General features: G+C 62.9%; 21 protein-coding genes. 13 read left to right on the forward strand and 8 right to left on the reverse strand.

What is annotated here, in order from left to right:
• The first annotated feature begins 5 nt into the window (after nt 1-5).
• The 9 genes from DXX3274_RS08390 to DXX3274_RS08430 all read left to right on the forward strand — a co-directional run bounded on the left by DXX3274_RS08390 (nt 6) and on the right by DXX3274_RS08430 (nt 10047).
• A complete protein-coding gene (locus DXX3274_RS08390; RefSeq protein ID WP_042859403.1) occupies nt 6-959 on the forward strand; it encodes an ABC transporter permease in 954 nt (317 codons plus the stop codon).
• Entirely contained in the window at nt 959-1810 is an 852-nt protein-coding gene (locus DXX3274_RS08395) for an ABC transporter permease (RefSeq protein ID WP_042859404.1), read from the forward strand. Before DXX3274_RS08390 ends, DXX3274_RS08395 begins: the two co-directional genes overlap by 1 nt.
• Entirely contained in the window at nt 1807-3483 is a 1677-nt protein-coding gene (locus DXX3274_RS08400; protein ID WP_042859406.1) for an ABC transporter ATP-binding protein, read from the forward strand. The genes DXX3274_RS08395 and DXX3274_RS08400 overlap by 4 nt, the downstream gene beginning before the upstream one ends.
• Before the next feature lie 115 nt (nt 3484-3598).
• Nucleotides 3599-4930 carry an FAD-binding oxidoreductase gene (locus DXX3274_RS08405; protein WP_042859408.1) on the forward strand — a complete coding sequence of 444 codons (1332 nt, stop codon included), beginning with the start codon at nt 3599-3601 and terminating at the stop codon, nt 4928-4930.
• A 9-nt stretch (nt 4931-4939) separates the two neighbouring features.
• The gene (locus tag DXX3274_RS08410) at nt 4940-5788 is read left to right on the forward strand and encodes a GNAT family N-acetyltransferase (RefSeq protein ID WP_042859409.1); all 849 of its coding nucleotides are present in this window, start codon (nt 4940-4942) and stop codon (nt 5786-5788) included.
• Complete coding sequence (locus DXX3274_RS08415) at nt 5788-6714, forward strand: glyoxylate/hydroxypyruvate reductase A (RefSeq protein WP_042859410.1); 927 nt, start codon at nt 5788-5790, stop codon at nt 6712-6714. The genes DXX3274_RS08410 and DXX3274_RS08415 overlap by 1 nt, the downstream gene beginning before the upstream one ends.
• 2 nt (nt 6715-6716) lie before the next feature.
• Nucleotides 6717-7871, forward strand: coding sequence for a M20 aminoacylase family protein (locus tag DXX3274_RS08420; RefSeq protein WP_042859411.1), 1155 nt, complete (start codon nt 6717-6719; stop codon nt 7869-7871).
• A 238-nt stretch (nt 7872-8109) separates the two neighbouring features.
• The gene (gene gabT, locus DXX3274_RS08425) at nt 8110-9426 is read left to right on the forward strand and encodes a 4-aminobutyrate--2-oxoglutarate transaminase (protein WP_042859412.1); all 1317 of its coding nucleotides are present in this window, start codon (nt 8110-8112) and stop codon (nt 9424-9426) included.
• Between the two features lie 105 nt (nt 9427-9531).
• Nucleotides 9532-10047, forward strand: a complete 516-nt coding sequence (locus tag DXX3274_RS08430) for an Lrp/AsnC family transcriptional regulator (RefSeq protein WP_042859413.1) — start codon at nt 9532-9534, stop codon at nt 10045-10047.
• Between the two features lie 102 nt (nt 10048-10149).
• Here the strand turns inward: DXX3274_RS08430 and dsbG are convergent, their stop codons facing one another.
• From dsbG to DXX3274_RS08465, 7 genes are all read right to left on the reverse strand, one after another.
• The gene (gene dsbG / locus DXX3274_RS08435) at nt 10150-10902 is read right to left on the reverse strand and encodes a thiol:disulfide interchange protein DsbG (RefSeq protein WP_042861977.1); all 753 of its coding nucleotides are present in this window, start codon (nt 10900-10902) and stop codon (nt 10150-10152) included.
• A 251-nt stretch (nt 10903-11153) separates the two neighbouring features.
• Nucleotides 11154-11639, reverse strand: a complete 486-nt coding sequence (locus DXX3274_RS08440; protein WP_050569839.1) for an EVE domain-containing protein — start codon at nt 11637-11639, stop codon at nt 11154-11156.
• 139 nt (nt 11640-11778) lie between these two features.
• On the reverse strand, nt 11779-13191 hold the full coding sequence (locus tag DXX3274_RS08445; protein ID WP_042859415.1) for a GGDEF domain-containing protein: 1413 nt from the start codon (nt 13189-13191) through the stop codon (nt 11779-11781).
• 678 nt (nt 13192-13869) lie between these two features.
• Entirely contained in the window at nt 13870-15444 is a 1575-nt protein-coding gene (locus DXX3274_RS08450) for an ABC transporter permease (RefSeq protein ID WP_050569945.1), read from the reverse strand.
• Nucleotides 15445-15467: 23 nt separating this feature from the next.
• Complete coding sequence (locus tag DXX3274_RS08455; protein ID WP_042859416.1) at nt 15468-15869, reverse strand: biopolymer transporter ExbD; 402 nt, start codon at nt 15867-15869, stop codon at nt 15468-15470.
• A 2-nt stretch (nt 15870-15871) separates the two neighbouring features.
• On the reverse strand, nt 15872-16570 hold the full coding sequence (locus tag DXX3274_RS08460) for a MotA/TolQ/ExbB proton channel family protein (protein WP_042859417.1): 699 nt from the start codon (nt 16568-16570) through the stop codon (nt 15872-15874).
• A gap of 14 nt (nt 16571-16584) precedes the next feature.
• Nucleotides 16585-17415, reverse strand: coding sequence for an energy transducer TonB (locus DXX3274_RS08465; protein ID WP_042859418.1), 831 nt, complete (start codon nt 17413-17415; stop codon nt 16585-16587).
• 598 nt (nt 17416-18013) lie between these two features.
• Here DXX3274_RS08465 and DXX3274_RS08470 point away from each other — a divergent pair.
• The 4 genes from DXX3274_RS08470 (at nt 18014) to DXX3274_RS08485 (ending at nt 25036) form a co-directional block, all read left to right on the forward strand.
• A complete protein-coding gene (locus tag DXX3274_RS08470; protein WP_042859419.1) occupies nt 18014-19027 on the forward strand; it encodes an ABC transporter substrate-binding protein in 1014 nt (337 codons plus the stop codon).
• 92 nt (nt 19028-19119) lie between these two features.
• Nucleotides 19120-21426: a TonB-dependent receptor gene (locus DXX3274_RS08475; protein ID WP_152495241.1), complete on the forward strand. Its 2307-nt coding sequence runs from the start codon at nt 19120-19122 to the stop codon at nt 21424-21426.
• A 10-nt stretch (nt 21427-21436) separates the two neighbouring features.
• The gene (locus DXX3274_RS08480; protein WP_042859420.1) at nt 21437-24205 is read left to right on the forward strand and encodes a hypothetical protein; all 2769 of its coding nucleotides are present in this window, start codon (nt 21437-21439) and stop codon (nt 24203-24205) included.
• Between the two features lie 96 nt (nt 24206-24301).
• Nucleotides 24302-25036: a DUF6250 domain-containing protein gene (locus DXX3274_RS08485; protein ID WP_042859421.1), complete on the forward strand. Its 735-nt coding sequence runs from the start codon at nt 24302-24304 to the stop codon at nt 25034-25036.
• Here the strand turns inward: DXX3274_RS08485 and DXX3274_RS08490 are convergent.
• A complete protein-coding gene (locus tag DXX3274_RS08490; RefSeq protein WP_042859422.1) occupies nt 25023-25958 on the reverse strand; it encodes a LysR family transcriptional regulator in 936 nt (311 codons plus the stop codon). The two genes, DXX3274_RS08485 and DXX3274_RS08490, sit on opposite strands and share 14 nt — an antisense overlap.
• Nucleotides 25959-25979 lie beyond the last annotated feature (21 nt).

The raw sequence follows: 25979 nt of genomic DNA on the forward strand, positions 1-25979 counted from the left end.
TCGCCATGAACCGGAACATGCTGACACTGATCGCGCGGCGTTGCGGCGCGGGAATGCTGATGATGCTGCTCATTTCCGCGCTGGTGTTTTTCATCACCAGCCTGCTGCCGGGCGACGCCGCCCAGATGATTCTCGGCCAGTCCGCCACGCCGGAAACGGTGGCGGCGCTACGTCGCCAGTTGGGGCTGGACCAGCCGCTGCTGGTGCGTTACCTCGACTGGCTGACCGGCATGCTGCGGGGCGATTTCGGCACCTCGTTCGCCAGCAATGTTCCGGTCACCCAACTGGTTGCCCAACGGATTCCCGCCACCTTCGAACTGGCGGCGGTGACCACGCTGGTATCGGTGCCGCTGGCGTTGGTGATCGGTATTGTCGCGGCCATGAACCGCGGGGCGTGGCTGGACCGGGCGTTGGTGGTCGGCACCATGTCGGTGGTGGCGGTGCCGGAATTTCTGGTGGCGACGGTGGCGGTGCTGGTGTTCGCGGTGAAACTGCACTGGGTACCGGCGATGTCGCTCGGCTCGCCGAATCAGGATCTGGCCGGTTTCCTGCGCACCTACGCGCTGCCGGTGATCACGCTGTGCTGCGTGCTGGTGGCGCAGATGGCGCGCATGACCCGCGCCGCCATCATCAATCAGCTCGATAGCCCGTATCTGGAAATGACGTTGCTCAAGGGCGTGCCGCCGCTGCGCGCCATTTTGCGCCACGCGCTGCCCAACGCGGTCGGACCGATCGCCAACGCCATTTCGCTGAGCCTGTCGTATCTATTCGGCGGGGTGCTGATCATCGAAACCATCTTCAGCTATCCGGGGCTGGCGAGCCAGATGGTGGACGCGGTCAGCAACCGTGATCTGCCGGTGGTGCAGATTTGCGTCATGTTCTTCTCCGTCTGCTACCTGTCGCTGTTGCTGGTGGCCGACATCATTACCATTGCGTTTAACCCGAAATGGAGGGGCTGATGAAAGCGTTCCTTCTTCCCTGGCACGTTATGTTGTCGCTGTCGCCGTCCGGTCGTCTGGGGCTGCTGATCACCCTGTTCTGGCTGGCGATGGCGCTGCTCGGCAACACGCTGGCGCCGCACAGCCTCGACGACATCGGCAGCGGCGAGCTGTTCGGCGGCCTCAGCCGCGAATTCTGGCTGGGCACCGACTATCTGGGGCGCGACATGCTCAGCCGCATCCTGTACGGCGCCCGTTACACCTTAGGGCTGGCGCTGACCGCCGCGCTGCTGTCCAGCCTGGTGGGCACGTTGCTGGCGTTGATCGCCGCGCTGGCCGGGCGCTGGCTGGAAGAGGCGATCGGCCGCCTCAACGACGCGCTATTGATCATGCCCGGCAAAATTCTGGCGCTGATGATGGTGGCGGTGTTCGGCTCCTCGTTGCCGATGCTGCTGGTCACCGCGGTGGTGACCTACTGGCCCGGCGCTTACCGTATCGCCTACGCGATGGCCAGCACGCTGCGCGGCATGGACTACGTACAGGCGGCCCGGCTGCGCGGCGAAAGCCGCTGGTACATCGCGCTGCACGATATTCTGCCCAACATGCTGCACCCGATGCTGACCGATTTCGGGCTGCGCTTCGTCTACATCGTTCTGCTGTTGAGCGGGTTGAGTTTTCTCGGTCTGGGGGTACAACCGCCGTACGCCGACTGGGGAACGCTGGTGCGAGAAAATTTGCAGGGGTTGTTTGACGGCGCGCCGGCGGTGCTGGTGCCGGCACTGGCTATCGCCAGCCTGACCATCGGCGCCAATCTGTTTATCGACAGCCTGCAGACGCAACGGTCGCTGGCGCAGGTTCGGAGGGAGGTATGAACGTGATGCCGCATACCGCGCGGCCGCTGGTGGCGGTCGAACATCTCCACATCGTGGCGCAGGCCGATGACGGCCAGACGGTGACGTTGGTGGAAGACGTGCGCTTTACCGTGCAGAAAGGGGAAGTGCTGGCGTTGATTGGCGAATCCGGTTCCGGCAAAACCACCATCGCGCTGGCGCTGATGGGCTATGCCCGCCGCGGCTGTCGTATCGCCGGCGGCACCATCCACGTCGCCGGCACCGACGTACGCACGCTGACGCCGTCGCAACTGTGCCGGTTTCGCGGCAACCGGGTGGCCTACATCGCCCAGAGCGCGGCGGCGGCGTTTAATCCGGCGATGCGGCTGATGGATCAGGTGATCGAACCGGTGCTGCTGCATGGGTTGATGTCGCGCAAAGCCGCACAGGACAAAGCGCGGGTGCTGTTTCGCGATTTGGCGTTGCCGCAGCCGGACAGCATTGGCGAGCGTTATCCGCATCAGGTTTCCGGCGGGCAGTTGCAGCGGCTGATGACCGCGATGGCGTTGATGAGCGACCCGGAGGTGGTGATCCTCGACGAGCCGACCACCGCGCTGGACGCTACTACGCAGGTCGAGGTGCTGAAGGTATTCCGGCGGGTGGTGCGCCAGCGCGGTATGACCGCCATTTACGTCAGCCACGATCTGGCGGTGGTGGCGCAAATGGCGGATACGATTCTGGTGCTGCGGCACGGCCGCATCGCCGAATACGGTCCCACCGCCCGGTTGCTGCAAACGCCGCAGGCTGACTACACCCGCGAACTGCTGGCGGCGGCGCAACCGCCGCATCGGGACAGCGTCTGGCGGCTGCCGGCGGCGGAGGTTCAGCCGCTGCTGGAGGTGCGCAATCTGCACGCCGGTTACGGCGGATTAACGGCGCAGGGCTTGCCGCGTCAGCCGATTCTGGCCGATTTCGATTTTCGGTTGTACCGGGGTCAGGCGTTGGGCATCATCGGCGAGTCCGGTTCAGGCAAAACCACGCTGGCGCATGCGTTGGCCGGGCTGAACCCATGCAGTCACGGACATATTCTGTTCAACGGCCATTATATCGCCAACCGTATGGCGGGGCGCTCGCAGGACGAACTGCGGCGCATCCAGTATGTATTCCAGATGGCGGACACTGCGCTCAATCCGGCGCACAGCGTCGCCGCCATTCTCAGCCGGCCGTTGACGCTGTTTCACGGTCTGCGCGGCGCGGCGCTCCATCGGCGGCTGACGCAACTGCTCGACCTGGTACGGTTGCCGCAGCAGGTGCTGCAGCGTAAACCGTCGGCGCTGTCCGGCGGGCAGAAACAGCGCGTCAATCTGGCGCGGGCGCTGGCGGCGGAGCCGGATCTGATCCTGTGCGATGAGGTGACCTCGGCGCTGGATACGGTGGTGGCGAGCGCAGTGCTGGATTTGATCACCGAACTGCGCCGGGAACTGGGGCTGACGGTGATCTTCATCAGCCATGACCTGCACGCGGTGCGGGCGGTATGCGATGAAATTATCGTGATGAAAGATGGACATAAAGTGACGCAGGTGGTCCGCGCCGATTACGATAAGCCGTCGTCGGAACTCTATTATGAGCGCCTCAAACGGGCGGTGCCGGAATTGCGGCAGGGCTGGCTGGAAGAGCATGAGTCCTTACCGGCCGAGGTGTTAAAGGTCGAATAATGTTAAAGGCCGAATAGACAGGGCATCGCCAGGGAGCCGACCGGCTTCTTGCGGGCGGAACGAACATGGCGTCAAAGACGTATTTTCTATTCTCAGGGGATTACAGAGGAACAACATGCCTGCACCCATCAGATATGTTCAGGACAGCAGCCAGTTGCCGGATCAGGCGGACGTGGTGGTGATTGGCGCCGGAATTGCCGGCGCGGCGGCAGCGTATGAGCTGGCGAAAAAAGGCGTCAGCGTGTTGCTGCTGGAAAAAGGATTGGTTGGCGGCGAGCAATCCAGCCGCAACTGGGGATGGTGTCGGCAGCAGAACCGCGACGAGCGCGAATTGCCGCTGATTATCTACGCGCTGCGCCGTTGGGAGGAACTGCAACAGGAAACCGGCGAAGATCTGGGGTTCCGCCGCTCCGGCCTGCTGTACACCACGCAGGATCAGACGGAAATCGACGCCTGGGACAACTGGGGCAAGATGGCGAAAGCCTACGGCGTGCGCAGCGATATCCTGAATGCCGAGCAGGCCAAAGCGATGACGCCGGGCAGCACCACGGCGTGGCTGGGCGGGGTGTCGTCGCCCACCGACGGTCATGCCGAGCCGGCGCTGGCCTGCGCCGGGCTGGCGATCGCCGCCCAGCGCCTCGGCGCCAGCGTGATCCAGCAATGCGCGGTACGCGGGCTGGACATCAGCGGCGGGCGGGTCAGCGGTGTGTGGACCGAGCGCGGGCGGGTGAAAACCTCAACGGTAATTTGCGCCGGCGGCGTCTGGAGTTCACTGTTCTGCCGTCGTCACGGCATCGAACTGCCGCTGGGCAACGTGATTGGCACCGCGTTTCGCACCGCGCCGATCGAACAGGCGATCGGCCTGCCGTTCTATACCTCAGCGTTTGCCTGCCGCCCGCAACAGGACGGCAGCTATACGGTGTCGGTGTCCGGTCGCGGCCGGCTGGAACCGGGCTTCCAGAGCCTGCGCTACGCCCGTCAGTTTTATCCCACTTTCCGCGCCCGGCGTAAAAACCTGTCGTTCCGGCCGGGCATCAAACCGTTCCTGTGCGGGCCGGAAGCGCGGGCAAGTTGGTCATTCGACGGCATTTCGCCGTTTGAGAAAACCCGCATTCTCGACCCGGCGCCGGACATGGCGATGGTGAATGAAGGGCTGGCGGCGATGCGGCGCGAATACCCGGCGCTGGTCAAGATCCGCGCCGTGCAGGCGTGGGGCGGCATGATCGACAGCACGCCGGATGCCATTCCGGTGATTTCGCCGGTAGAGAGTCTGCCGGGGCTGGTGCTGTCCGCCGGGTACAGCGGCCACGGTTTCGGCATTGGACCGGGCGCCGGGCGGCTGGCGGCGGATCTGGTGACCGGCGAAACGCCGGTAGTGGACCCGACGCCGTACCGCTATGCCCGACTGGTGGACGGTTCCGGGCTGAAGGCGCCGGGTATGATGTGAGGACATGATATGACGATAACGTTACGCGCCATGACGGCGGCGGATGCCGACTACGGCTGGTCGCTGACTCAACAGATGAACTGGCCGCATCGGCTTGAAGACTGGCAGGACGCGCTGCAACTGGGCGAAGGGCTGATGGCGGAAGATCAGGGGCAGCCGGTGGGCACCGCGCTGTGCTGGCGCTGGGGCGACCGCTGGGCCACCATCGGTTTGGTGGTGGTGGACGGGCAGCAGCAGGGGCGCGGCATCGGCCGGATGCTAATGGAAGGGCTGTTGGCCGGTCTTGACGGCTATCAGGTGCGGCTGCACGCCACGGTCGCCGGGCAGGGGCTGTATGCCCGGCTGGGATTTGCACCGGTAGGGGAAATTCATCAGTACCAGTGCCCGCAGTTGCCGGCGTTCGCCGCGCCCGCATTGCATGATGGGCAACGGCTGCGGGCCGCCGTGCTGGCGGATGCGCCATACCTGACGGCGTTGGACCAGCAGGCGCACGGGCTGTCGCGTCCGGCGCTGATCGCCTGGCTGCTGCGTCAGTCGGAGCCGGTGTGGGTGCTGGAGCAGCACGGCCGTACCGCCGGTTTTGCCGCGCGGCGCCGTTTTGGCCGCGGTTATGCCATCGGCCCGGTGATTGCCGACAGCGCGGATAACGCCCGCTGGTTGATCGGCGCGTTGATGGCCGAGGTCAGCGGCGAATTTGTGCGTATCGACAGCGATGCCGCGCTCGGGCTGGGAAGCTGGCTGGCCGACTGCGGGCTGCAACAGGTGGACGCGCCGGTCACCATGATCCGGGGCGCGTCGTGGCAGCCGGAGGCGGACGGAATGCGCGCCTGGGCGCTGATGACGCAGGCGATGGCGTAATGAACATTCTGTATAAGTCGATGGCGGAGCGTGGGCGGCAGTGGGCGGAAATCATCGCCCGCCGTTATCCGCAGGCTCGTTTCTGGCAGTGGCCCGCGGTGCCGGACCCGGCGGCGGTGGACTATCTGGTGGCGTGGGAGGCGTCGGCGGACCTGATCGCCAGCCTGCCCAATCTCAAGGTATTGTTTTCCGTGGGCGCCGGCGCCGACCAATTCGACTATGCGGCGCTGCCGCCGTCGTTGCCGGTGGCGCGGATGGTGGAGCCGGGCATCGTCAACGGCATGGTGGAGTACGTCACCTTTGCCGTGCTGGGGCTGCACCGCGACATGCCGTTGTATCTGCAACAGCAGCGCGAGCAACGCTGGCAGGGACATCCGCTGGTGCCGGCCTCGCAACGCCGCGTCGGCGTGATGGGGCTGGGCGAGCTCGGGCAGGCGGTGATAACGCAGTTGCAAACGCTCGGCTTCGCCTGTCGCGGCTGGAGCCGCACGCCCAAATCCTTGCCGGGCGTGGCGTGTTTTGCCGGCGACGCGCAGCGGGCGGCGTTTCTGGCCGACGCCGACATTCTGGTGTGCCTGCTGCCGCTGACGCCCACCACCCACGGCATGCTCAACGCGTCGCTATTCGACCAACTGCCGGCGGGTGCGGCGCTGGTGCAGGTCGGGCGCGGCGCGCAGTTGGACCACGAGGATTTACTGGCGGCGCTGGATAGCGGTCGCCTGCGGGGCGCGGTGGTGGATGTTACCGATCCGGAGCCGTTGCCGCCGACGCATCCGTTCTGGTCGCACCCGGCGCTGTGGCTGACGCCGCATATCGCCAGCCAGACCCAGGCGGACAGCGCAGTCAGCGCGCTCATGGACAACATCGCCCGTTTTGAGCGGGGCGAGCCGATGGTCGGCGTGATCGACCGTCAACGAGGGTATTAAACATGACGGATAACGAGCTGGTGGCGTTGCGCCGCGATCTGCACACGCACCCGGAGTTAGGGTTTCAGGAGCATCGTACCGCCGAACGGGTGGCGGATTTTCTCGCCGGCTGTGGGCTGGAGGTGCATACCGGCATCGGCGGCACCGGCGTAGTGGGCGTGCTGCACGGTCGAAACAGCGATCGTTGGGTCGGGCTGCGCGCCGACATGGACGCGTTGCCGATGGACGAGCAGAGCGGGCAGCCATGGAGCAGCCAGCACAGCGGCGCGCACCATGCCTGCGGGCATGACGGCCACACCGCCATGCTGCTGGGAGCGGCGCGGCAACTGGCGAGGCAGCGCGATGTGGACGGCACCGTCTGTTTCATCTTCCAGCCGGCCGAAGAGGGGCTGGGCGGCGCGCGCGAGATGGTGAACGCCGGGCTGTTTGACCGTTTTCCCTGCGAGCAGGTATTTGCGCTGCACAACTGGCCCGGCTTGCCGCTCGGTACCGTACAAACCCGACCCGGCCCGATCATGGCGGCGGCGGACCGCTTCGACATTCGGGTATTCGGCGGCGGCGGACATGCCGCCCAGCCGCACCTGACGCCGGATACGCTGCTGGCGACCAGCGAGATGGTGGTGCAACTCAATACGTTGGTGTCGCGGGCGATTGCGCCGGTGGAAAGCGGATTGCTGTCCGTTACCCGCATTCAGGGTGGCAGCTCGCACAACATGATTCCGGCGCAAGCCACGGTTACCGGCACCGTGCGCACCTTTAACCCGGCGGTGCAGGACCGGCTGGAGCAGCGGTTGCGCGAGGTGGCGCACCATGTCACCGCCGCTCACGGCCTGCAGGCGGAGGTCACCTACCTGCGCTATTACCCGGCGACGATCAACGGCGAAGCGCAAGCGCATCTGGCGCTGGAGGCGGCGCAGGCCGCCGGACTGTCGGCGTCGCTGGCGCCGCAGCCGGCGCTGACTTCGGAAGATTTCGCCTTCATGCTACAGGCGCGGCCGGGAGCCTATGCCTGGCTGGGAGCCGGCGACAGCTATCCGCTGCACCACCCGCAGTATGACTTCAACGATGCGCTGATTCCTTACGGCGTGCGCTGGTTGAGTCAGGTGGCGCGTCAGGCGGCAGGCCCGCGCGGCGGCGGAACCTCATCATCAGGTTGACCGCGATACGCGGTGTTCCGACCGGCGCGTGACCGGTCGGTATTTCCTTCACGCCAATCGTCTGAATTCGACAGTAAATGCTGTTGCCGTAGTGATTACGGCAGCTGGCAGCGGCGGCTTATTGCCATACTGAAGCCTGTTTTTTCCATCAGGACCGTTCTTTTTCATCGAAACCGTTATTTCATCGGCCCGGTTATTTTCATAAGCCCGGTTATTTTCATAGAAGAGAGGTGGCGCAATGCAGAATTTTATCGCTGAGCAACAGGAACTGGCAGACAACTCACTGTTTCTGGATACCCGCGAAACTCAGGTGGCGCGCGGCGTGGTCAACGCGCATCCGGTGGTGATCGCCAAAGGCAAGGGGACGGAAGTGTGGGATGTGGAAGGCAACCGTTATCTGGATTTCGTCGGTGGCATCGGGGTGCTGAACGTCGGCCATAATCATCCGGCGGTGGTGGCGGCCATTCAGCAGCAACTGCAACAGGTGACGCACGCCTGTTTTCAGGTGGCGTCCTACCCAGGCTACATCGAGCTGGCGCGGCGGCTGAATCAATTGATGATCGGCGACGAGCCTTGCAAGAGCGTGTTTTTCACCAGCGGAGCGGAAGCGGTGGAAAACGCGGTGAAAATCGCCCGCGCCCACACCGGGCGCAGCGGCATCATCGCCTTTGACGGCGCCTTTCACGGCCGCACATTACTGGGCGTGACGCTGACCGGCATGAGTCAGCCCTATAAACAGAATTTCGGGCCGTTTCCCGGCGATATCTATCGCATTCCTTACCCGAACGCCTTTTACGATATCAGCGAACAGCAGTGTCTGGCGGCGCTCGACACGCTGTTTGCCGTTCAGATCCAGCCGGAGCGGGTGGCGGCGATCATCATCGAGCCGGTGCAGGGCGACGGCGGTTTCCTGCCTGCGCCGGCCAGTTTTATGCAGGCGCTGCGCGACATCACCCGCCGTCACGGCATTGTGCTGATCTGCGACGAAATTCAGAGCGGCTTTGGCCGCACCGGCAAACTGTTCGGATTCGAACACAGCGGTATCGTGCCGGATCTGGTGACGGTGGCGAAAAGTTTGGGCGGTGGGCTGCCGATTTCCGGCGTGATTGGCCGCGCCGACATCATGGACGCGCCGTTGCCGGGCGGGCTGGGCGGCACCTATGGCGGCAACGCGCTGGCCTGCGCGGCGGCGCTGGCGGTGCTGGACTTGATGGAAGAGGGGCATCTGCTGGCGCGCGCCAACCAACTGGGACAGCAACTGCGCGCCCGGCTCGACCAACTGGCGGAAAAATATGCCTGTATCGGCGAGGTGCGCGGCGTCGGCTTTATGCTGGCGGCCGAAATGGTGGACCCGGAAACCCGTCAGCCGGATGCGCAACTGGCCCAGAAAATTCTGGATTTCGCCTGTCAGGAAGGGCTGCTGCTGATCAAGTGCGGGTTGCATCGCAACACCATCCGTTTTCTGGCGCCGTTGGTGACCAGCGATTCCCAACTGGAAGAGGCGCTGCACATCTTTGATATCGCGCTGGCGCGCGCCAGCGGTCGGCTGGGATAAGGCGAGGGCGGCATGGTCTGGATCGCCTGTCAGAAGCGTGTTATATCACTTTGGTTGCAACCACGTGCCGCAGTGATCCTGCCGCCTTGATCAAGAAGAGGTGCTATGAACGGCTTAATGAAACTTGACCGCATCGATATCAATATTCTGGTGCAGCTACAAAAAGACGGTCGTATCAGTAATGTGAACCTCGCGGACGCGGTAGGACTGTCTCCCAGCCCTTGCCTGCAACGGGTCAAACGGCTGGAGGCCGCCGGTTTCATCACCGGGTATGAAGCGCATATCAACCTGACCAAAATCACCGACTCGGTGACCGTTTTCACCGAGGTGACGCTGGCCGGTCACCGGCGCGAGGAGTTTGTCCGGTTTGAGAACGCCATCCGCGACGTGGATGAACTGATGGAGTGCCACCTGATCACCGGCGGCTATGACTACCTGCTGCGGTTCATCACCCGCAGCATCGAGCACTATCAGGATGTGATCGAAGGCCTGCTGGACCGTAAGGTCGGTATCGACAAGTACTTCAGCTATATCGTCATCAAGTCGCCGATCATGAAAAGCAGCGTGCCGTTGCGCTCGCTGCTGACCCGCCAGACGCACGCCGATTTTCCGTTGCCCTGACCCCGCCGTTGCCCTGAACCAACATGGTAGTATTCGCCCGCTGGCTCCGTTGCTAGCGGGCGAATACACGACAGCGCACCCCGGCCTGCGCCGGGGCGTGGCTTATTTCCCCATCATATCGGCCAGTTGCTTTTCATCGGGCAGACCAACGACCTGTTGCAAGGCGTTGTCGGCATTCATGTAGTAGATCGCCGGGGTGGCGTTGGCGCCCAGCTCGTCGAGCAATTGCTGGTTGTATTGCAGTTTTTTCACCGTCACGGCCGGTGTGGACTCCGGGAGCGGCGGCACGGTTTTCCCGTTGGATAACTCAAAGTCGCGCCAGGCTTGGGCGGGGTCTTTCGCGCTGAGGATGGCGGCGGCGTAACGGCCGCTGTCCGGGCGGATAATGCCGACCAGCAAGGTGCGTATCTGGACTTTACCGGACTCCACCCAGGGTTTGGCCATTTCCCAGAACTGTTTGCAGTACGGGCAGAACGGGTCGGCGAACACCACGATGGTGCGCGGGGCGTCCGTTTTGCCTTCGGCAATCCACGGCGCGCGTTCCAGTTTTTTCCACATTTCCCGCCCCGCCGGCAGGTAGAGCGTTTTTTCAATCAGCTGTTCGCTCAGGTTGTTGCCCTGTTCGTCGTACATATAGCCAGAAATAGCGTGCTTGCCGTCCGGCGTCAGGTAAATCGTGACGCCCATTTTTTGATATTCGCCCAGCCAGCCTTGCAAACCGCCCGGTGCGGAAAAGGGTTTGATGAGTTTAATCCCCTGCTTTTCGAACTGTTTGACGGCCGGGGGAATCGGCGTTTCGGCCTGCGCCGATACGGCGACAAGTAGGGCGGACAGCAGTAAGTAACGGTATTTCATCATGATATCTCGATAAATTTTCATGCGTTGACGGTCATTGTGCCTGCGGAAGAAAACGGGGTGAAGCATTGAGGGCGTTCTTTTCGGCGGCAAGGCGATATCGCCCGGCATGTGAACGCGATGTTGAGCCATCTGCTCTGGCACGAAACTGTAGCGGCGTGTGAGACGCGTGCCGGTCGTACGCTACCTATCCTCCGTCGTCGTTCACCGTTAAGGCCTATCATTGCGACGGGCTTTCAGCAGGCTGCCGGTCATGGGAACAGTCTGGAGCGGTCCGCCTGCATGGCTTCGGCAATCAGGCGGAAGTCATGCTCGCTGATGGAGAACAGGCCAAAGCGCAACGCGTAGCCCCAGTTCGTCCGGCCGGCGGTGAAATCAAGGCGGTCCAGCAGCGGGCGGATGGGCGCTTCCACGCCGCCCGCCCAGTCGATGTCGCGGCGATGTGGCACAAAGCCGTCTCCCATATCGAACCGGTAGGGATCGCCGCGTTTTATGATGCCGATGGCGGTGAAATGCTGGTGGCGTTCCTTCCCTTTGAAAGTCTGGTTGGGTGAGTAATAGACGAACCCGTCGCCGGGCTTTGCGCGTTTCAGAGCGCTGAGTTTGCCGTGGCAGACCTGGATGTAACCCCCGTCGAGCGCGTACCGGACGTGTTCGGCACAAACCACGCCGACCCAGTAATGGCGTGGTGGGTTCTGGTCAGGGGGACATGGCGCGATTGGGGCGAGGGATGACATGGCGTTTCCTTCTCGGTTGAGTCCCGGAAAAGGTACACGCGGCCACTGACAGATTGTGTCAGCAGTGATGGTCAACCGTGATTGTCATCAGGTCTTTCCAGCGCTGATTCCGGCCCATACCGGCTACTGGGCCCACCGGCTACTGAATGGTGCGGTTGCGCCCCTCGCGTTTGGCGGTGTAGAGGTTTTTGTCCGCCAGCGGAAATAACTGATGCACCGTATCCACCAGATATTTGCCCGGCGTCGGCGCATGCGCGATGCCGATGCTGACGGTGACCGGCACCTGCTGCTGGTTGAACATAAACGGGGTCTGCTGGATGGTCTGGCGCAGCCCATCGGCCAGCCGATAAAACGCCGACGGGCTGTGATTGAAGCAGACTACGGCGAACTCTTCTCCGCCGATGCGGCTGACCAGCCCCGGCGTGGGAATGGTCTGTTTTATCACGGTCGCCACCTGACGCAGGATCTCATCGCCGCAGTCGTGCCCGAAGCTGTCGTTGATGTTTTTGAAATGGTCGATGTCGATCAGCATGATATTGACCGAACTCTGCAGCGATTTGACGCTCTGGCCCTGTGCCGTCAGCGCTTCGGTAAAACCGTAGCGCGACAGGGTTTCGGTCAGAAAGTCATGGCTGGCCTGTTGCAGCAGGCGGGCGTTCAACTGGCGAATGGTGCGGGCGTTGGTCGCCATCATCAGCGGGCTGAAAATGGTGGCGGCGATGCCGATGCGGGCGATGGTGACCTGATGCATAAACAGCGGATCCTGCGAGCCATACAGCGCGTAAACATGTTCCGCGGTCAGAATCAGTTCGGCGGACCCGATACACAAGGTGATCAACCGAATCAGCCACAGCGGATAGACGATGGCGCACCAGGTCAGCGCCGGTAACGGAAACGCCAGAATGGCGACCGGGCCGAGCAACGGGGCTACGCAGATCGACAGCAGCAACAGCAACAGCGGCAGCGCGTCCGGCAGGCGCAGCGCCGGGAAACGCAGCGGGATTTGGCTGCGCAGGGTCAACAGCAGCGGCAGGAACAGTACCGCGGTGTAGAACTGGTCGCTGAACCAGTTGAGAAAGTTGCTGCGAAACACCGCAGCCGGAAAACGGGGCCAGGGTTGTTGCGCCAGCGCGCCGACGATGCCGCAGGCCAGCGCCGCGATCATGCAGGCGACGAAGACATACAGCGAACTGATCATGTCGGTTTCCCGGCGGGCAAGGAAACCGGGCCAGTTGAGCAACTGGGTGAGGACGACGATAAAGGCGATATTGGCGGAATTGATGGTAAACGCGGTCAGTCCCCAGCCGTAAAACAGCGAGTCCTGCAGGATCATCGCCGCGTAGGAAACGGCGTAATACCAGGGCGTATTCAGATACCGGCAACGGTAAAACAGCGCGGCGATGATGATGTTCACCGGCCAGAATACGGACAGGCCAAGCTCGGAAAGCCGGGCGTGCGCACCGATGTTGCAGCCTATCAGCGTCACCATAAAGACATTCAGGCTGTTTAACCCGGTGCTGTCGTTTTTAAATAAAGCCAAATTCAGATGCATGCCGTCAATCCACTTTCCGTTTATAGCCTTCCCCTGGCGCTATGTCGCTGGCGGCCTTTGCTGCGCTCTGGCAGCGGCGGGTCATGCGTAGAGCCGGTATGATACATCGTTATAGATAAAAGGTATGAAAAAAGCCTGTTTAGCACTGTTTCCCTTCTATTCTATTTCTGACAATTCGTTACGAGCAAGCAAACGAATATGAGGTAGTGTGTCCTTTTGTGATTGGCGCCGGCCCGCGCCCGGCGATATCGGCATGCGTGACGATACGATAAATAAGGGGATGATCAGGATAGGAGAACAACGGAAAGAATATAACAATGAATCATAGCGTTAGCAGGCATCCGGGCGGCATCGCCGATAGGCTTCTCACCAGGTTCGCCGCACGACGACCGCCATACGGTTTATACCCAAAATAATTCGAGTTGCAGGACAACACGACGCTGGCGTGTTGAACAACGCACCTGCAACTTGAAGTATGACGGATATATGCTTTTTAATCCTGTCACAGCGATACCGGGCATTAACTTTTTCTCACATTAATTGTTCCGTCAATAAACCTACCGTAATGATTATCGTCAGGCCGCCGGCGATCCGGCCGACGATTGGACGAACCGCTTTCCGGATGACCCGGCGTTTATGCGATAAATAACGGCGATGCGGGACGCGCGATTTCGGGCGTCAGCGAAAGCGCCAGGCGGTCAGGTGCCGTTCCGCCAGCGTGATGAGCCGATAAAACAGCGTGCTGACCAGTGCTATCAGCACCACGCCGGCGATCACCCGTTCCGACTGAAACAGTTGCTGGGCGCGGATCATCATGCTGCCAAGTCCGTTGCCGGAGGAAATGAAGTATTCCGCGCCGATGGCGCCGACCCAGGCGTGCATCAGCGACAACCGCAGCCCGGAGAACAGTGCGGGCAGCATCGCGGGCAGCGTCAACCACCGTAGCCGCTGCCGCACGCTGAGGCGCAGCACGCGGACGGTTTCCAGCAGCGACGGCGGCAGATGGCGAAGGCCCTGATAGCTTGCCAGCAGCGCGGGGAAAAACGCCGCCAGTGCGATGAATGCCACTTTGGCGCTCTCTTCCAGCCCGAACCAGGCGGTGAGCAGCGGCAACCAGGCAAACAACGCGACGCTGCGCAGGGCGGAGAGCAGCGGCGTCAACAGGCGATCGGCAACGCGGCTGCGGCCTAACAGACAACCCAGCAGACAACCCAAACCCGCCCCCAGCGCGAACCCCGCCAGCGTGCGGAACAGGCTGGCGCTCAGCGCGGATGTCAGTTCTCCGCTGCCGAACCCGGCCAGCAGGGCGGTAACGACGTCATCGGGTGCGGGCAGAAACGCGGCATGCACCCAGCGCTGATAGGTGACAAGCTGCCAGAGCAGGCACAGTAGCGCGGGCAGGAGCCAGCCCGCCAGCGAGTGCCAGGCGGCGTGCGGCGTCGGACTTTCGTGACTCAGCACCGGCGCGGGCCAGAAAATCCAGCGTCGCTCCAGTCGTTGCAGCGCCTGCTCGCCCGCCAGACCGAAAGCGCCGATCGCCAGAATGCACACGAACACCAGATCCAGCATAAACAGCTGGCGGCTTTGCACCATCAGGTAACCCAACCCTTCGCTGGACGCCAGCAATTCCACCGCGATCAACGATACCCAGCCTTGCGAGAACGCCAGCCGCGTGCCGGTCATCACGTACGGCAGCATGGCGGGGATTATCAGCCGACGCAGCCGGGTCAGCCAGGGCAGGCGCAGCGTGCGCGCCAGCTCGTAGAGCGTCTGCGGCGTCTGACGGATGCCGGCGCAGGCGCAAAGCGTGACCGGCACCGTCACCGCCTTGATCAGCACCACCAGTTTCAGCGCTTCGCCGATGCCCAGCGCCAGCATCAGCAGCGGGATCCAGGCCAGCGTCGGAATTTGCGCCAGCACGTTGAACAGCGGCATGCATAGCCGGTCCAGCGTGCGGCTAAGACCGAACAGCACGCCGAGCGTCAGGCCAAGCGCGATGCCGCCCGCCAGCCCGATCGCCAGCCGGGCAAGGCTAACCCGCAACTGAGGCGCCAGTTCCTGCGGGATGAAGTCGCGGGCGCTGTCGGCCACCGTGGCGGGGGAAGGCAGAATTTGTTCCGACATCCAGTCGTAGTGGCTGGCGAGCCACCAGCCGCACACCAGCAGCAGCGGCATCAGCAGTGCGCTGCACGCCGCCGACAGGCGGGCGGAGGGCCACGGTCGCGGCGGGTTCAGCGTGAGTTTGGGCATCATCGGCATTATATGGCGCGCCGTGGTCACTTGCGGGTTAGCAGCGACAAACGGGTGATGCCCGCTTTTTCCAGATCGGCCAGCAGCGCGGCCACCGCGCCATAGTTGGCGGCGTCTTCCGCCTGCACCTGCACCACCAGCTCCGGATTGGCGGCTTTGGCCTGTTGCAGGCGCGCCGTCAGCGTCTCGCGGGGCAGGGCTTCCTGGTCGATAAACAACTGCTGCGACGCATCAAGGCTTACCACCAGCGGGCGTGGCGAGTCGGCCGGCGCCACCGCCGCCGTTTTAGGCAGACGAATCGGGATGCTGTTGGTCAGCATCGGCGCGGTGACGATAAACACCACCAGCAGCACCAGCATCACGTCCACCAGCGGGGTGATGTTCATTTCGCTCATCACCTCGTCATTATCGCGGGAAGCAAACGCCATGATTACACCACCTCCCGGATCGTCTGCACCGCATAAGGCGCGGCCGGTTGTTCCGGGGCGAGACGGAATTCCTGCGCCTGCGCCACGCTGTAAATGTCATGGGCAAAGTCGTCCATGTCGGCCACTTCCAGTTTCAGCCGGCGCAGAAAATAGTTGTAGATCAGCACGGCGGGCACGGCGACGGCGATACCGATGCCTGTTGCGATCAGCGCATTGCCGATGGGGCCGGCGACGGTATCCAGACTGGCGGAACCCGACTGGCCGATCGTCTGCAAGGCCGCCATGATGCCCCACACGGTGCCGAACAGGCCGATGAACGGCGATGTGGTGCCGATGCTGGCCAGCAGCGCCAGGCCGGTTTCCAGCGAGCGGCGCTCGCGCTGAATTTGCTGCTGCAACGCCCGCTCGACCCGGTCCTGCAGATGCGCGATCGGCGTAATGCGGTCTTTCACCCGTTCCAGCGTCAGTTGCGTGGCGCGCGCCAGATTCGCCAGCGCGCCGGGCTGGGCGACGTCGCGCAGCGCCGTATCGATGTTTTCCTGTTGCCAGAACAGCTGGCGGAACTGTTGATTACGCCGCCGCTGGCGGGCGTACTGCGTCAGCTTGAGCAGCCCGATGGACCAGGTGACTAGCGAGAAAAACAGCAACAGCAGGATTACGCCCCCTTCCGGGGACAGCAGAGCGATGTGTTCGAGCGTCATAATAATGAATGCCTCTATGAGTTCAGGGTGAAATCGACAGGAACCACGACCCAACCGCTTTCCGGCTGATCGCCCCGGCGGGCCGGTACGAACGACCAGTGCTGCACCGCCTCGCGGGCGGCGTCGTCCAGCGCCGGGTGACCGCTGGAGCGTTGTAGACGAATGGTTTGTACCTTGCCGTCCGGTCGTACCTGGACATTGAGCAGCACCGTGCCTTCCCAGCCGCGGTTGATCGCCACATCCGGGTAAGCGGGCGGCGGGTTGCGCAGATACGCCGCGCTGGCGGAAGGCGGCGTCACCGTTGCAGCCGCCGCCGGTGCCGCGGCAGGGGTCGCCGTGGCGGTACTGACGGGCGCGCTCTGCGGCGCAGGCGTCGCCGACTGACGCGGCGGCGACGGTTTTTTAGCGAGAGGTTTGACCGGTTTCGGCGTCTTCCGCGCCGCGGTTTCAGTGGCGCGCGTTGGTTGTGGAGGCGGTGGCGGCGTCAGCGCTTGTTCATCCACTGGCGGTTCATCCACTGGCGGTTCGACAGCGGGCGGCGGTTCGACCGGCGCGCTATCGGTCGTTGGCGTCGCCTCAGCCGGCGCAGCGGCGAATTCAATGATTACCGGCAGCGGGCGCGGCGGAACCAGCGTCGGCGACGGACGCAGTGCCAGCGGCACCAGTACCGCGGCGTGCAACGCCAGCGCCAGCGTGAGAGTGAGCCACGTTTCCGAACGCCGCCCGGCCAAAGCCTTCGGCCAGACCGGCGCAATAGCGCGGGTGGCCGCCCGGGGGGCCGCGCTATTGCCCGATGTATCCGGCCAGTTGACGCTGGCAGCCCCGGCGTACAGGGGATGAGTCATGATGGCGTTACTCCTCAACTGAATAAGAGCCTGACCCGTCTGGGCCGTTCAGGCGGTATGCTTTACTCGCCGATGATGCGTTTTACTCGCCAATAGTTTTTTACTTGCCAGTAGTATTTTTTACTCACCAATAATGCGCTTTGCGCGTCAATAAGGCTGGTGCAGCGAATATCCGCGTGGCTGAGCGCCTGTTGGAGCGGCTTTTAGCAAAAATACCGGACCATAAAATAAATAACGGCGTTGTCGATTTTTAATCATTTGCCTTTGATGTCAAATGCCATATCTCTATATCAATATGCCGTCTTTTATTGGTTAGACCTGATGGTATTCCTGCGACATCCGCCGTTATTTATTTTATTTCCCCGCTCAGATGGCATTTACCCTAATCGTCGGCGGGAAAAAAAGGCTAATGCATCATCGGTATAGTTTTTTTGCGTTTGCTGCATGAGGCGGGCAACGCCGGTATTTCCTGTTTTAGTTAATTCATAAAAATACAAATGACATTTTTATATTAGCCAGTTTATTTCCCACCCTTTAAATGTTGCCGAAGCAAACACAACAACAGGGTCCGCTGATGACTTTTCACGCTGGGGGAAACATGAAGCAAACGGGAAAACACTGGTTACTGTCCGGCCTGCTGGCCTTAACGACGTTCTGGCACGCGGGCGTGCAGGCGGCCGGCGCCACCGAGATCCGCATTGCGGTATCGGATATCGGCGCCGGTTCTCAACCGAGCGGCGGCGGGCTGGTGGATCTGATTTACAGCCAGAAACTGCTGGAGCGGGAGTTCGCCCGCGACGGCATTAGCGTGCGCTGGTTGTTTATCAAAGGCGCCGGACCGGTGATTAACGAAGGCTTCGCCAATCATCAGATCGACATGGCGTATCTGGGCGATCTGGCCAGCATCATCGGCCGTTCGCGCGGGCTGGATTCGACGGTGATTGGCGCGGCGGCGCGCGGGGTCAACCACTATCTGGCGGTGTCCCGCGGCTCGCCGATCCGCCGGTTGGAGGACCTGAAAGGCAAGCGGGTGGGGCTGTTTCGCGGCACCGCGGCGGAACTGTCGTTCGTCACCGCGCTGCACTCCCGCGGGCTGAGCGAATCAGATATGAAAATCATTAATCTGGACTTCGCCGCCGCCAGCGCCGCGCTGGCCGCCGGCCAGATTGACGCCACCTGGGGCGGCAGCAACGCGCTGGCGTTGCGTGACAAAGGGCTGGCGGATATCGCGGTATCAACCCGCGATTTGCAGGGCGCGGGCCAACTGACCGGGTTGATTCTGGTCGCCGGTGATTTCGCTCGCCAGAATCAGAATCTGTTGACACGTATTATCAAGGTGCAGAAAGAAGCGTCCGCGTGGGCCAGTCAGCCCGCCAACCGGGATAATTATATTCAGTTGCTGGCGGCGCAATCCGGTTATCCGGAAAAATTGCTGCGTGAAGATTTAGACGGTATGCCGCCATTATCACAGTTATTATCGCCGGAACTGGACCCCGCTTTTGTCGCTATTCTCAAACAGTCCGTTGCGCTGGCGTATGACGCGAAATTAATTCGTAAATCCTTTTCGGTGGAGGAGTGGCTTGATAGCTCATTTTTAAAACATCAACGCTGATTTGTTTCTCATTCATTATTTTCTTCTCTCCGCCTTATTTATTGTCGCGCTGACGCGGCAAGGGCGGCTTTATTTAAAAACTGGGGGTGGATATGCGCAATAAAAAAACGATGTTCTGGCGATACCCGGTCGTTATCGGCAGCGTGCTGGCGATGCAGGGGCTGGCGCAGGCGGCCGATACGCCGACGACGGCGGCAAACGCCGTTGCGACGCCGGAGGCCGCGACAAATGCCGAGGCCACGGCGGCCCCCGCGCAGGCGGTACGGCTCAAACGGGTACAGGTCAACGCGCAGCGCCGTCAGGCGCAGCAGCAAACCAGCCTGGCGTCGGTGGTGGAGGGGAAGGAACTGGAGCAGGATCGGCTCTACCGCTTTGAAGATCTGTCGCAGGCGGTCACCGGCGTGGATATCGCCGCGGCGGATGCGCTGGATACCCGGGTGACCATTCGCGGCATCGGCGACGGCGGCGGCAGCGAAATCAACATCGGTATGCCAAGCAGCGTCGGTCTGTTTCTGGACGGGGTCTACCTGTCCCGCCCCGGCATGTTGTCCAACGACCTGCTGGATATCGATGCGGTCAGCGTATTGAAGGGGCCGCAGGGTACGCTGTACGGCTTTAACACCACCGGCGGCGCGGTGGATATCCGTAGCCGCAGGCCGACGTTCAAACCGGAAGTGTCGCTGGAACAGTCGTTCGGCCAGCGCGGCTACGTGCAGTCCAAACTGATGGCGTCCGGCGCGCTTGGCGATAACTGGGCCGGGCGCATCAACCTGTCGCACACCGAAAAGGGCGGCTACGTCTACAACGTGCAAAACGGCCACCAACTGGGCGGCAGCAACAGCAACGGCGTGCGCGGTCAGTTGCTGTACCAGCCGGATGACGGCTTTAGCCTGCGCATCATCGGCGATTACAGCGAGGCGACCAGCTACCCGGTGATGTCGCTGGTGGACAGCTACCCGGTCGGCGGCGTGGATCAGTTCCGGGCCCGCGCCGCGGCGGTCGGGGCGCGGGTGGTGGACGGCCGTCAGGTGGCGCTGGACGACGAAACCAAAAACCGCGTCGCGCAGGGCGGCGGCTCGGTGGAAGCCAACTGGCGGCTGCGTAACGGCTATACCCTGAATTCGCTGTCATCGCTGCGTTATTTCCGCTTTTTGCCGGGCACCGCCGACGGCCTGAGCATTCCGCTGTATCAGGACAGCGGCGCGGACGCCCGCGACCGCACCTGGGGGCAGCGCTTCTGGGTGGATTCGCCCAAAGGCGGCCTGGCGGATTATTCGTTCGGGGTGGATTACTGGGGCGAGAATCTGGACACCTTCGCGCATGACCGTTACTACAACAATGCGCGCGTCACCCGCTGGTACGGCAACACCAGCAACACCGGCAAATTCGTACAGCGTTTCGGCGCGTTGGAAGACACGGTGTATTCAGCCTTTGCCCGCAGCACCTGGCATCTGGGCGACCGCTTCGACCTGACCACCGGCGTGCGGGAAACCTACGAGAAGAAAACCGGCACGTTCCGCCGCATCAACAAAAACGATTTCGACTCCGGCGATCTGTCGCAGAGTAATCACCTGCCGTCCGCCACCGTCAGCCTTAACTGGTACGCCACGCCTAACGTGACGCCGTACCTGACGCTGGCCTATGGCGAAAAGGCCGGCGGCCTCAACATCTCCTCCGGGGCGGCAAAGCAGGCGGGGATCGATAGCCTGTACATCAAACCGGAGAAAACCCGCGCCGCGGAGCTGGGGGTGAAAACCCACTGGCTGCAACGCCGGGTGGAATGGAACACTGCGCTGTTCTGGAATGAGGTCAGCGACTTCCAAACCACGGCCTACGACGAAGAAACGCTGAGCAGCTATCTGGTGAACGCCGGTAAATTCCGCTCGCGCGGCGTGGAGTCGCAACTGGCGTTGCGCCCGGTCGACGGGTTGACGGTGAGCCTTAATGGCACCCTGCTGGACGCCAGCTATCTGGATTTCAAAAACGCCAAATGCCCGCCGGAAGTGACGCTGGCGGCCAACCCGCCCGCCTCCTGCGACCTGAGCGGCGAGCGGGTGTTCAGTTCGCCGAGGCTGACCTACAACGCCCGCATCCGTTATGAGTGGCAAGCCTTCAATAATCTGCAGGCGTTTGTGGCCGGGCGCTGGGCCTGGCGCAGCTGGGCCTACGGCACGGTGGACAATTCCGACTTTACCCGCATTCCAGCTTACGGCGTGCTCAACCTGTCCACCGGCGTGAGCGGCAAACAGGACGGACACGCCTGGCGCGCCACTCTGTGGCTGAATAACGCGCTGGATAAGACTTATTACCGCACCGTCAGGTCGGGCGATTACGGGTCGGCATACGGCGTGCTGGGCGAACCGCGCACGCTGGGGATCACGCTGGGTTATGACTTCTAAGGATACGCCGATGCCACTGCATGATACCTCGCGCCGTCGCTTCATCCGTAACGGCGCTTTGCTGGCGCTGTCGGCGCCGCTGTGGAACCGGGCGCTGGCGGCGCGCGCGCCGGGCGGCGGCGCGGCGGCCGACGCTACGCCAACGGTACGGCTGAACTGGCTGGAGCGGCAACCGCCCGCCAGCTTCGGCGGCGTGACCTGGGGCGCGCCCTGGCCGCAAGGGCAGGTGCCTGCCGACAGCGGGTTCGTGCTGCGCGAAGACGGCCAGGCGGATCGCGCGTTGCAGAGCTGGCCGCTGGCTTACTGGCCGGACGGCTCGCTGAAGTGGTCGGCGCACGCGCTCGGCGGCGGGTACGCGCCCGGCCAAGGGCTGTCGTTGCGGCCTGCGTCGCCGGCTACCGCAACGGACGCCGCCCTCGTCACCGAAACGGCGCAAGACTGGGTGGTGGATACCGGTCGACTGCGTTGTCAGGTGCCGAAAAACGGCGAGCGGCTGATCGGTGAGCTGTGGCAGGACGGCAGGCTGGCGCTCGGCAACGGTCGGCTGGTGTTGCAGATCCAGTCCGGCGAAGGGACGGACGGGCCGCTGACGGTGGAGACGTTTCAGGGGCACGCCGCGCGCGTCACGCTGGAGCAGAACGGGCCGCAGCGTGCGGTCATCGCCCTGCGCGGCGTGCATCGCCATGCCACGCAGGATGGCGTCACCCGTCTGCCGTTTGTGGTGCGGCTCTATTTCTATGCCGGTTCGGCGTCGCTGCGCCTGCTGCACACCATTATTTACGACGGCGATGAGCAACAGACCTTCATCAAAGGGCTGGGGGTGGCGTTTGATGCGCCGCAGCAGGGCGAACTGCACGACCGCCACGTGCGGTTCACCTCGGCGCAGGGCGGGCTGTTTCGGGAGGCGGTACGCGGCCTGACCGGCTTGCGGCGCGATCCGGGCGAGGCGGTTATCGCGGCGCAACTGGCCGGAAAGGCCACGCCGCCGGTTACGCAGTTTCCCCCGGCGGTGGGCAAGCGGCTGGACTACATTCCGGCGTTCGGCAGTTACCGGCTGACCCAGCATCACCCCGACGGTTACCAGATCCACAAACGCACCGCCGCCGGGCAGGGCTGGCTGCTGTCCGCCACCGGGCAGCGGGCTTCCGGCAGCGGCTATCTGGGGTCGCCCGCCGGCGGGGTGGCGTTCGGCATCCGTCATTTCTGGCAGAGCTACCCGGCCTGTCTGGAGATTCAGCGGGCGCATACCGATCTGGCCACCATCACGCTGTGGCTGTGGTCGCCGTACGCGGAACCGATGGATCTGCGCTTCTATCACGACGGCATGGGGCAGGAGAGTTTCGAACAGCAGCGCGAGGCGCTGGAGATCACCTACGAGGATTACGAACCGGGGTTCGCCACCCCGGAGGGCGTCGCCCGCACCAGCGAACTGTTTCTCGATGTGCTACCCGCCACGCCGGACAGCGACACGCTGCTGGCGCTGGCCCGCCGTCATCAGCAACCGCCGTTGCTGGTGGCCGACAGCGCCGATTTACAGCGCGCCGGCGCGTTTGGCCCGGTATGGTCGCCAGCCGCGCCGGGGCATAAGCCGCAGTTGGAGCTGGACGCACAGCTGGCGTGGTATTTCGATTTCTATCAGCAGGAAGTGGAGCAGCGCAAATGGTACGGCTTCTGGGATTTTGGCGATGTGATGCACACCTATGATAGCGATCGCCACGTCTGGCGTTATGACGTGGGAGGCTACGCCTGGGATAACTCGGAACTGAGCACCGATCTGTGGTTGTGGTACTACTTTCTGCGTAGCGGCCGGGCGGAGGTGTTCCGTATGGCGGAAGCAATGACCCGCCACACCGGCGAGGTGGACGTACACCATGCCGGGCGCTTCCAGCCGCTTGGGTCGCGCCACAACGTGCGTCACTGGGGCGACAGCGCCAAGCAACTGCGTATCTCCACCGTGGCGAACCGGCGTTTTCTGTATTACCTGACCGCCGATGAACGCATCGGCGAGCTGATGGATGAGCAGGTGGAGGCGCTGCGTACGCTGCAACGGGTGATGCCGGGCCGCAAGATCGGCCAGCAACCGCCTGCCGACGAGCGTCTGGTTAGCCTCTATTTCGGCACCGACTGGGGCGCGGTGGCGGCGGCCTGGCTGACCGCCTGGGAGCGGCGGCATGATGCGGCGATACGCGATCGTCTGCTCAACAGTATGCGGTCGATTGCGGCCCAGCCGCACGGCTTCTTCACCGGGCTGGCGGAGATGGACCCGGATACCGGCGTGTTCCGGTCGGCCGCGGCCGATCAATGGTTTATTTCACATCTAAGCGCGGTGTTCGGGTTGGCGGAAGTCTGCGCGGAACTGTTGCAGGTGTTGCCGGACCCGGCGTTCGAGCGCGCCTGGCTGGATTATTGCCGCCTGTACAACGACCCGGCGGCGCTGAGCAAGTTTGTCGGCCAGCCGGTGAAAAAACGCAATCTGGTGCAGGGCCATGCCCGGCTGAGCGCGTTTGCCGGCTGGCGTCAGCACGACAAGGCGCTGCTCCGGCGCGCCTGGCGCGAGTTTCTGGACGGCGAGGGCGGCATTGTCCACCCCAACCGGCGGGTACGGCTGATAACGCCGCCTGCGGTGCTCTACCCGGTGAAAGAAGCGCAGATCGACTCGTCGATCGATCAGCGTTCCGGCAGCGTCGCCGACACCAACCTGTCCACCAATGCGGTGGCGCAGTGGGGGCTGACCGCCATCGCCATGCTGGCGCTGGCGGGAGACGCGCCGCCCAGATAGCGATATCTCAGCCAGCAACAGACTCGATAACGACGAGCGCCGGACAATTACGCCCGCTGCGGCGGGCTTCAACAGGACATCATCAGGACATTATCAATGACGGACACAGGCTATAGCGCACAGAGCACGGTTATGGAAAGTCATGCCGGTCAGGCGTGTACCGCCGCCACGGAAGGCGGATCTCATCCGGAATCAAACCTCCATCGGGAATCAGACGCCCGGCAGTTCTCGCTGCAATGGGCGCACTCCGCTGACGGAAAACCGTTGCGCTGGCGGGTGGAACAGGAGGAGCCGGCGCGCACCCGTATCGGTATTGATGAGCACACCTTGACGCTGGATACCGCCGCCGGGCTAACGGTGTGGCTCGACCAGCCGCTATCCGGCAGGTATCGCATCAGCTATCTGCGCGAAGTGCTGGTGCAGGGGCAACCGAACGATCGACTCTCCGATCTCAATCAGTTTTGGGCGGCGCGGGACCCCGCCCGCGCCTCGTTGTTCACCCGCCACGGCGTGTTGGGCGAATACGATAATCTGGCGCTGTATTACGTGGGCATGGGCGGTAACTGGAACAGTACCACCCGTTTTCGCTACTACAACGGCCACGGCGAGCGGCAACTGCTGGGGGAATTCACCGATGAAGCGCATCTGCTGCGCGCCGGGCATCGTTATCGGGTGACCATCGAGGTGGACCGCACTGAAACCCGTTTCCTGATCGATAACCAACTCTACTTTCGCGCCCACTATGCCGAGCCGCCCGCCAGCGGCTATTTTGGCTTGCGGACGGTATTTTCACGGCAGGCGATCAGCGAATTCAGCGTTACGCCGCTGTAGAGGCGCTGGCGCGATGCGGCGCCTGATCCACCTGCAAAAACATGGCGATCAGCCGCTGCGACAGCCACGACAGGCGGGAGTCGGCGCGGCTGACGATGCCGTAATGGGTGTAGAACTCGTCGGTGTCGTCATCCAGCCCGGTGATTTTCAGCATGTGGATGCCGTCCGGAGGCTGTTGCAGCGGTCCGTGACGGTGATTGGTGGTGCCGATGGCGTCGGACTGGCGGATCACATCCAGCAGGCTGTAGCCGTTTTCGCACTCAATGCCGGTGCGGATATCCTGTTGACCGCTCAGCCGCACCAGCGCCTGACGCAGGTTAGGCGGGCGCACGGTGGCCGCCAACGGGTAGCTGAACAGTTGCTCGACGCTGATTTCATCAAACGCGGCCAGCGGATGCCCCTGACGACAGCAGAAGCCCCAGCGGTGCTGGCTCAGCGGCTGCACGTTATAGCGGGCGTCCAGCTCGAAATGGCGGGTATCGGCCACGATAAAGGCAAACTCTTCCGCCATCAGGCGTTGCCCCAGCGCCTGCCAGTTATCGACCCGGAACACCAGCCGCACCCGCGGATACTGGCGGGAGAACTCGCCGATCACCTGCGGCATCAGCCAGGCCGCCGGCGCCGGGCCGCAGCCGAAATGCACCTCGCCGCTCTCTTTTTCGCTGAACTGCTCGATGTCGTTTATCAAATCTTGCGCGTGGCGGGTGAGGCGGCGGGCGTGCTCCAGCACCAGCAGCCCTTTCTTGGTGGGTTCCAGATTATGGTGACGGTCGATCAGCCGCGCGCCCACGCTCTGTTCCAGCGACTGGATGCTACGGCTGAACGCCGACTGTGAAATGTTCATGGCCTGCGCCGCCGAAGTGAAATTCCGGTGCTCGATCAGCGCAATAAAGTGGCGTAACTGACGCAGGTCGATGTTCATGGCATTCAGGACAATGTTGTG

The organism is Dickeya sp. NCPPB 3274 (genome assembly GCF_000406205.1).
Lineage (GTDB): Bacteria > Pseudomonadota > Gammaproteobacteria > Enterobacterales > Enterobacteriaceae > Dickeya > Dickeya fangzhongdai.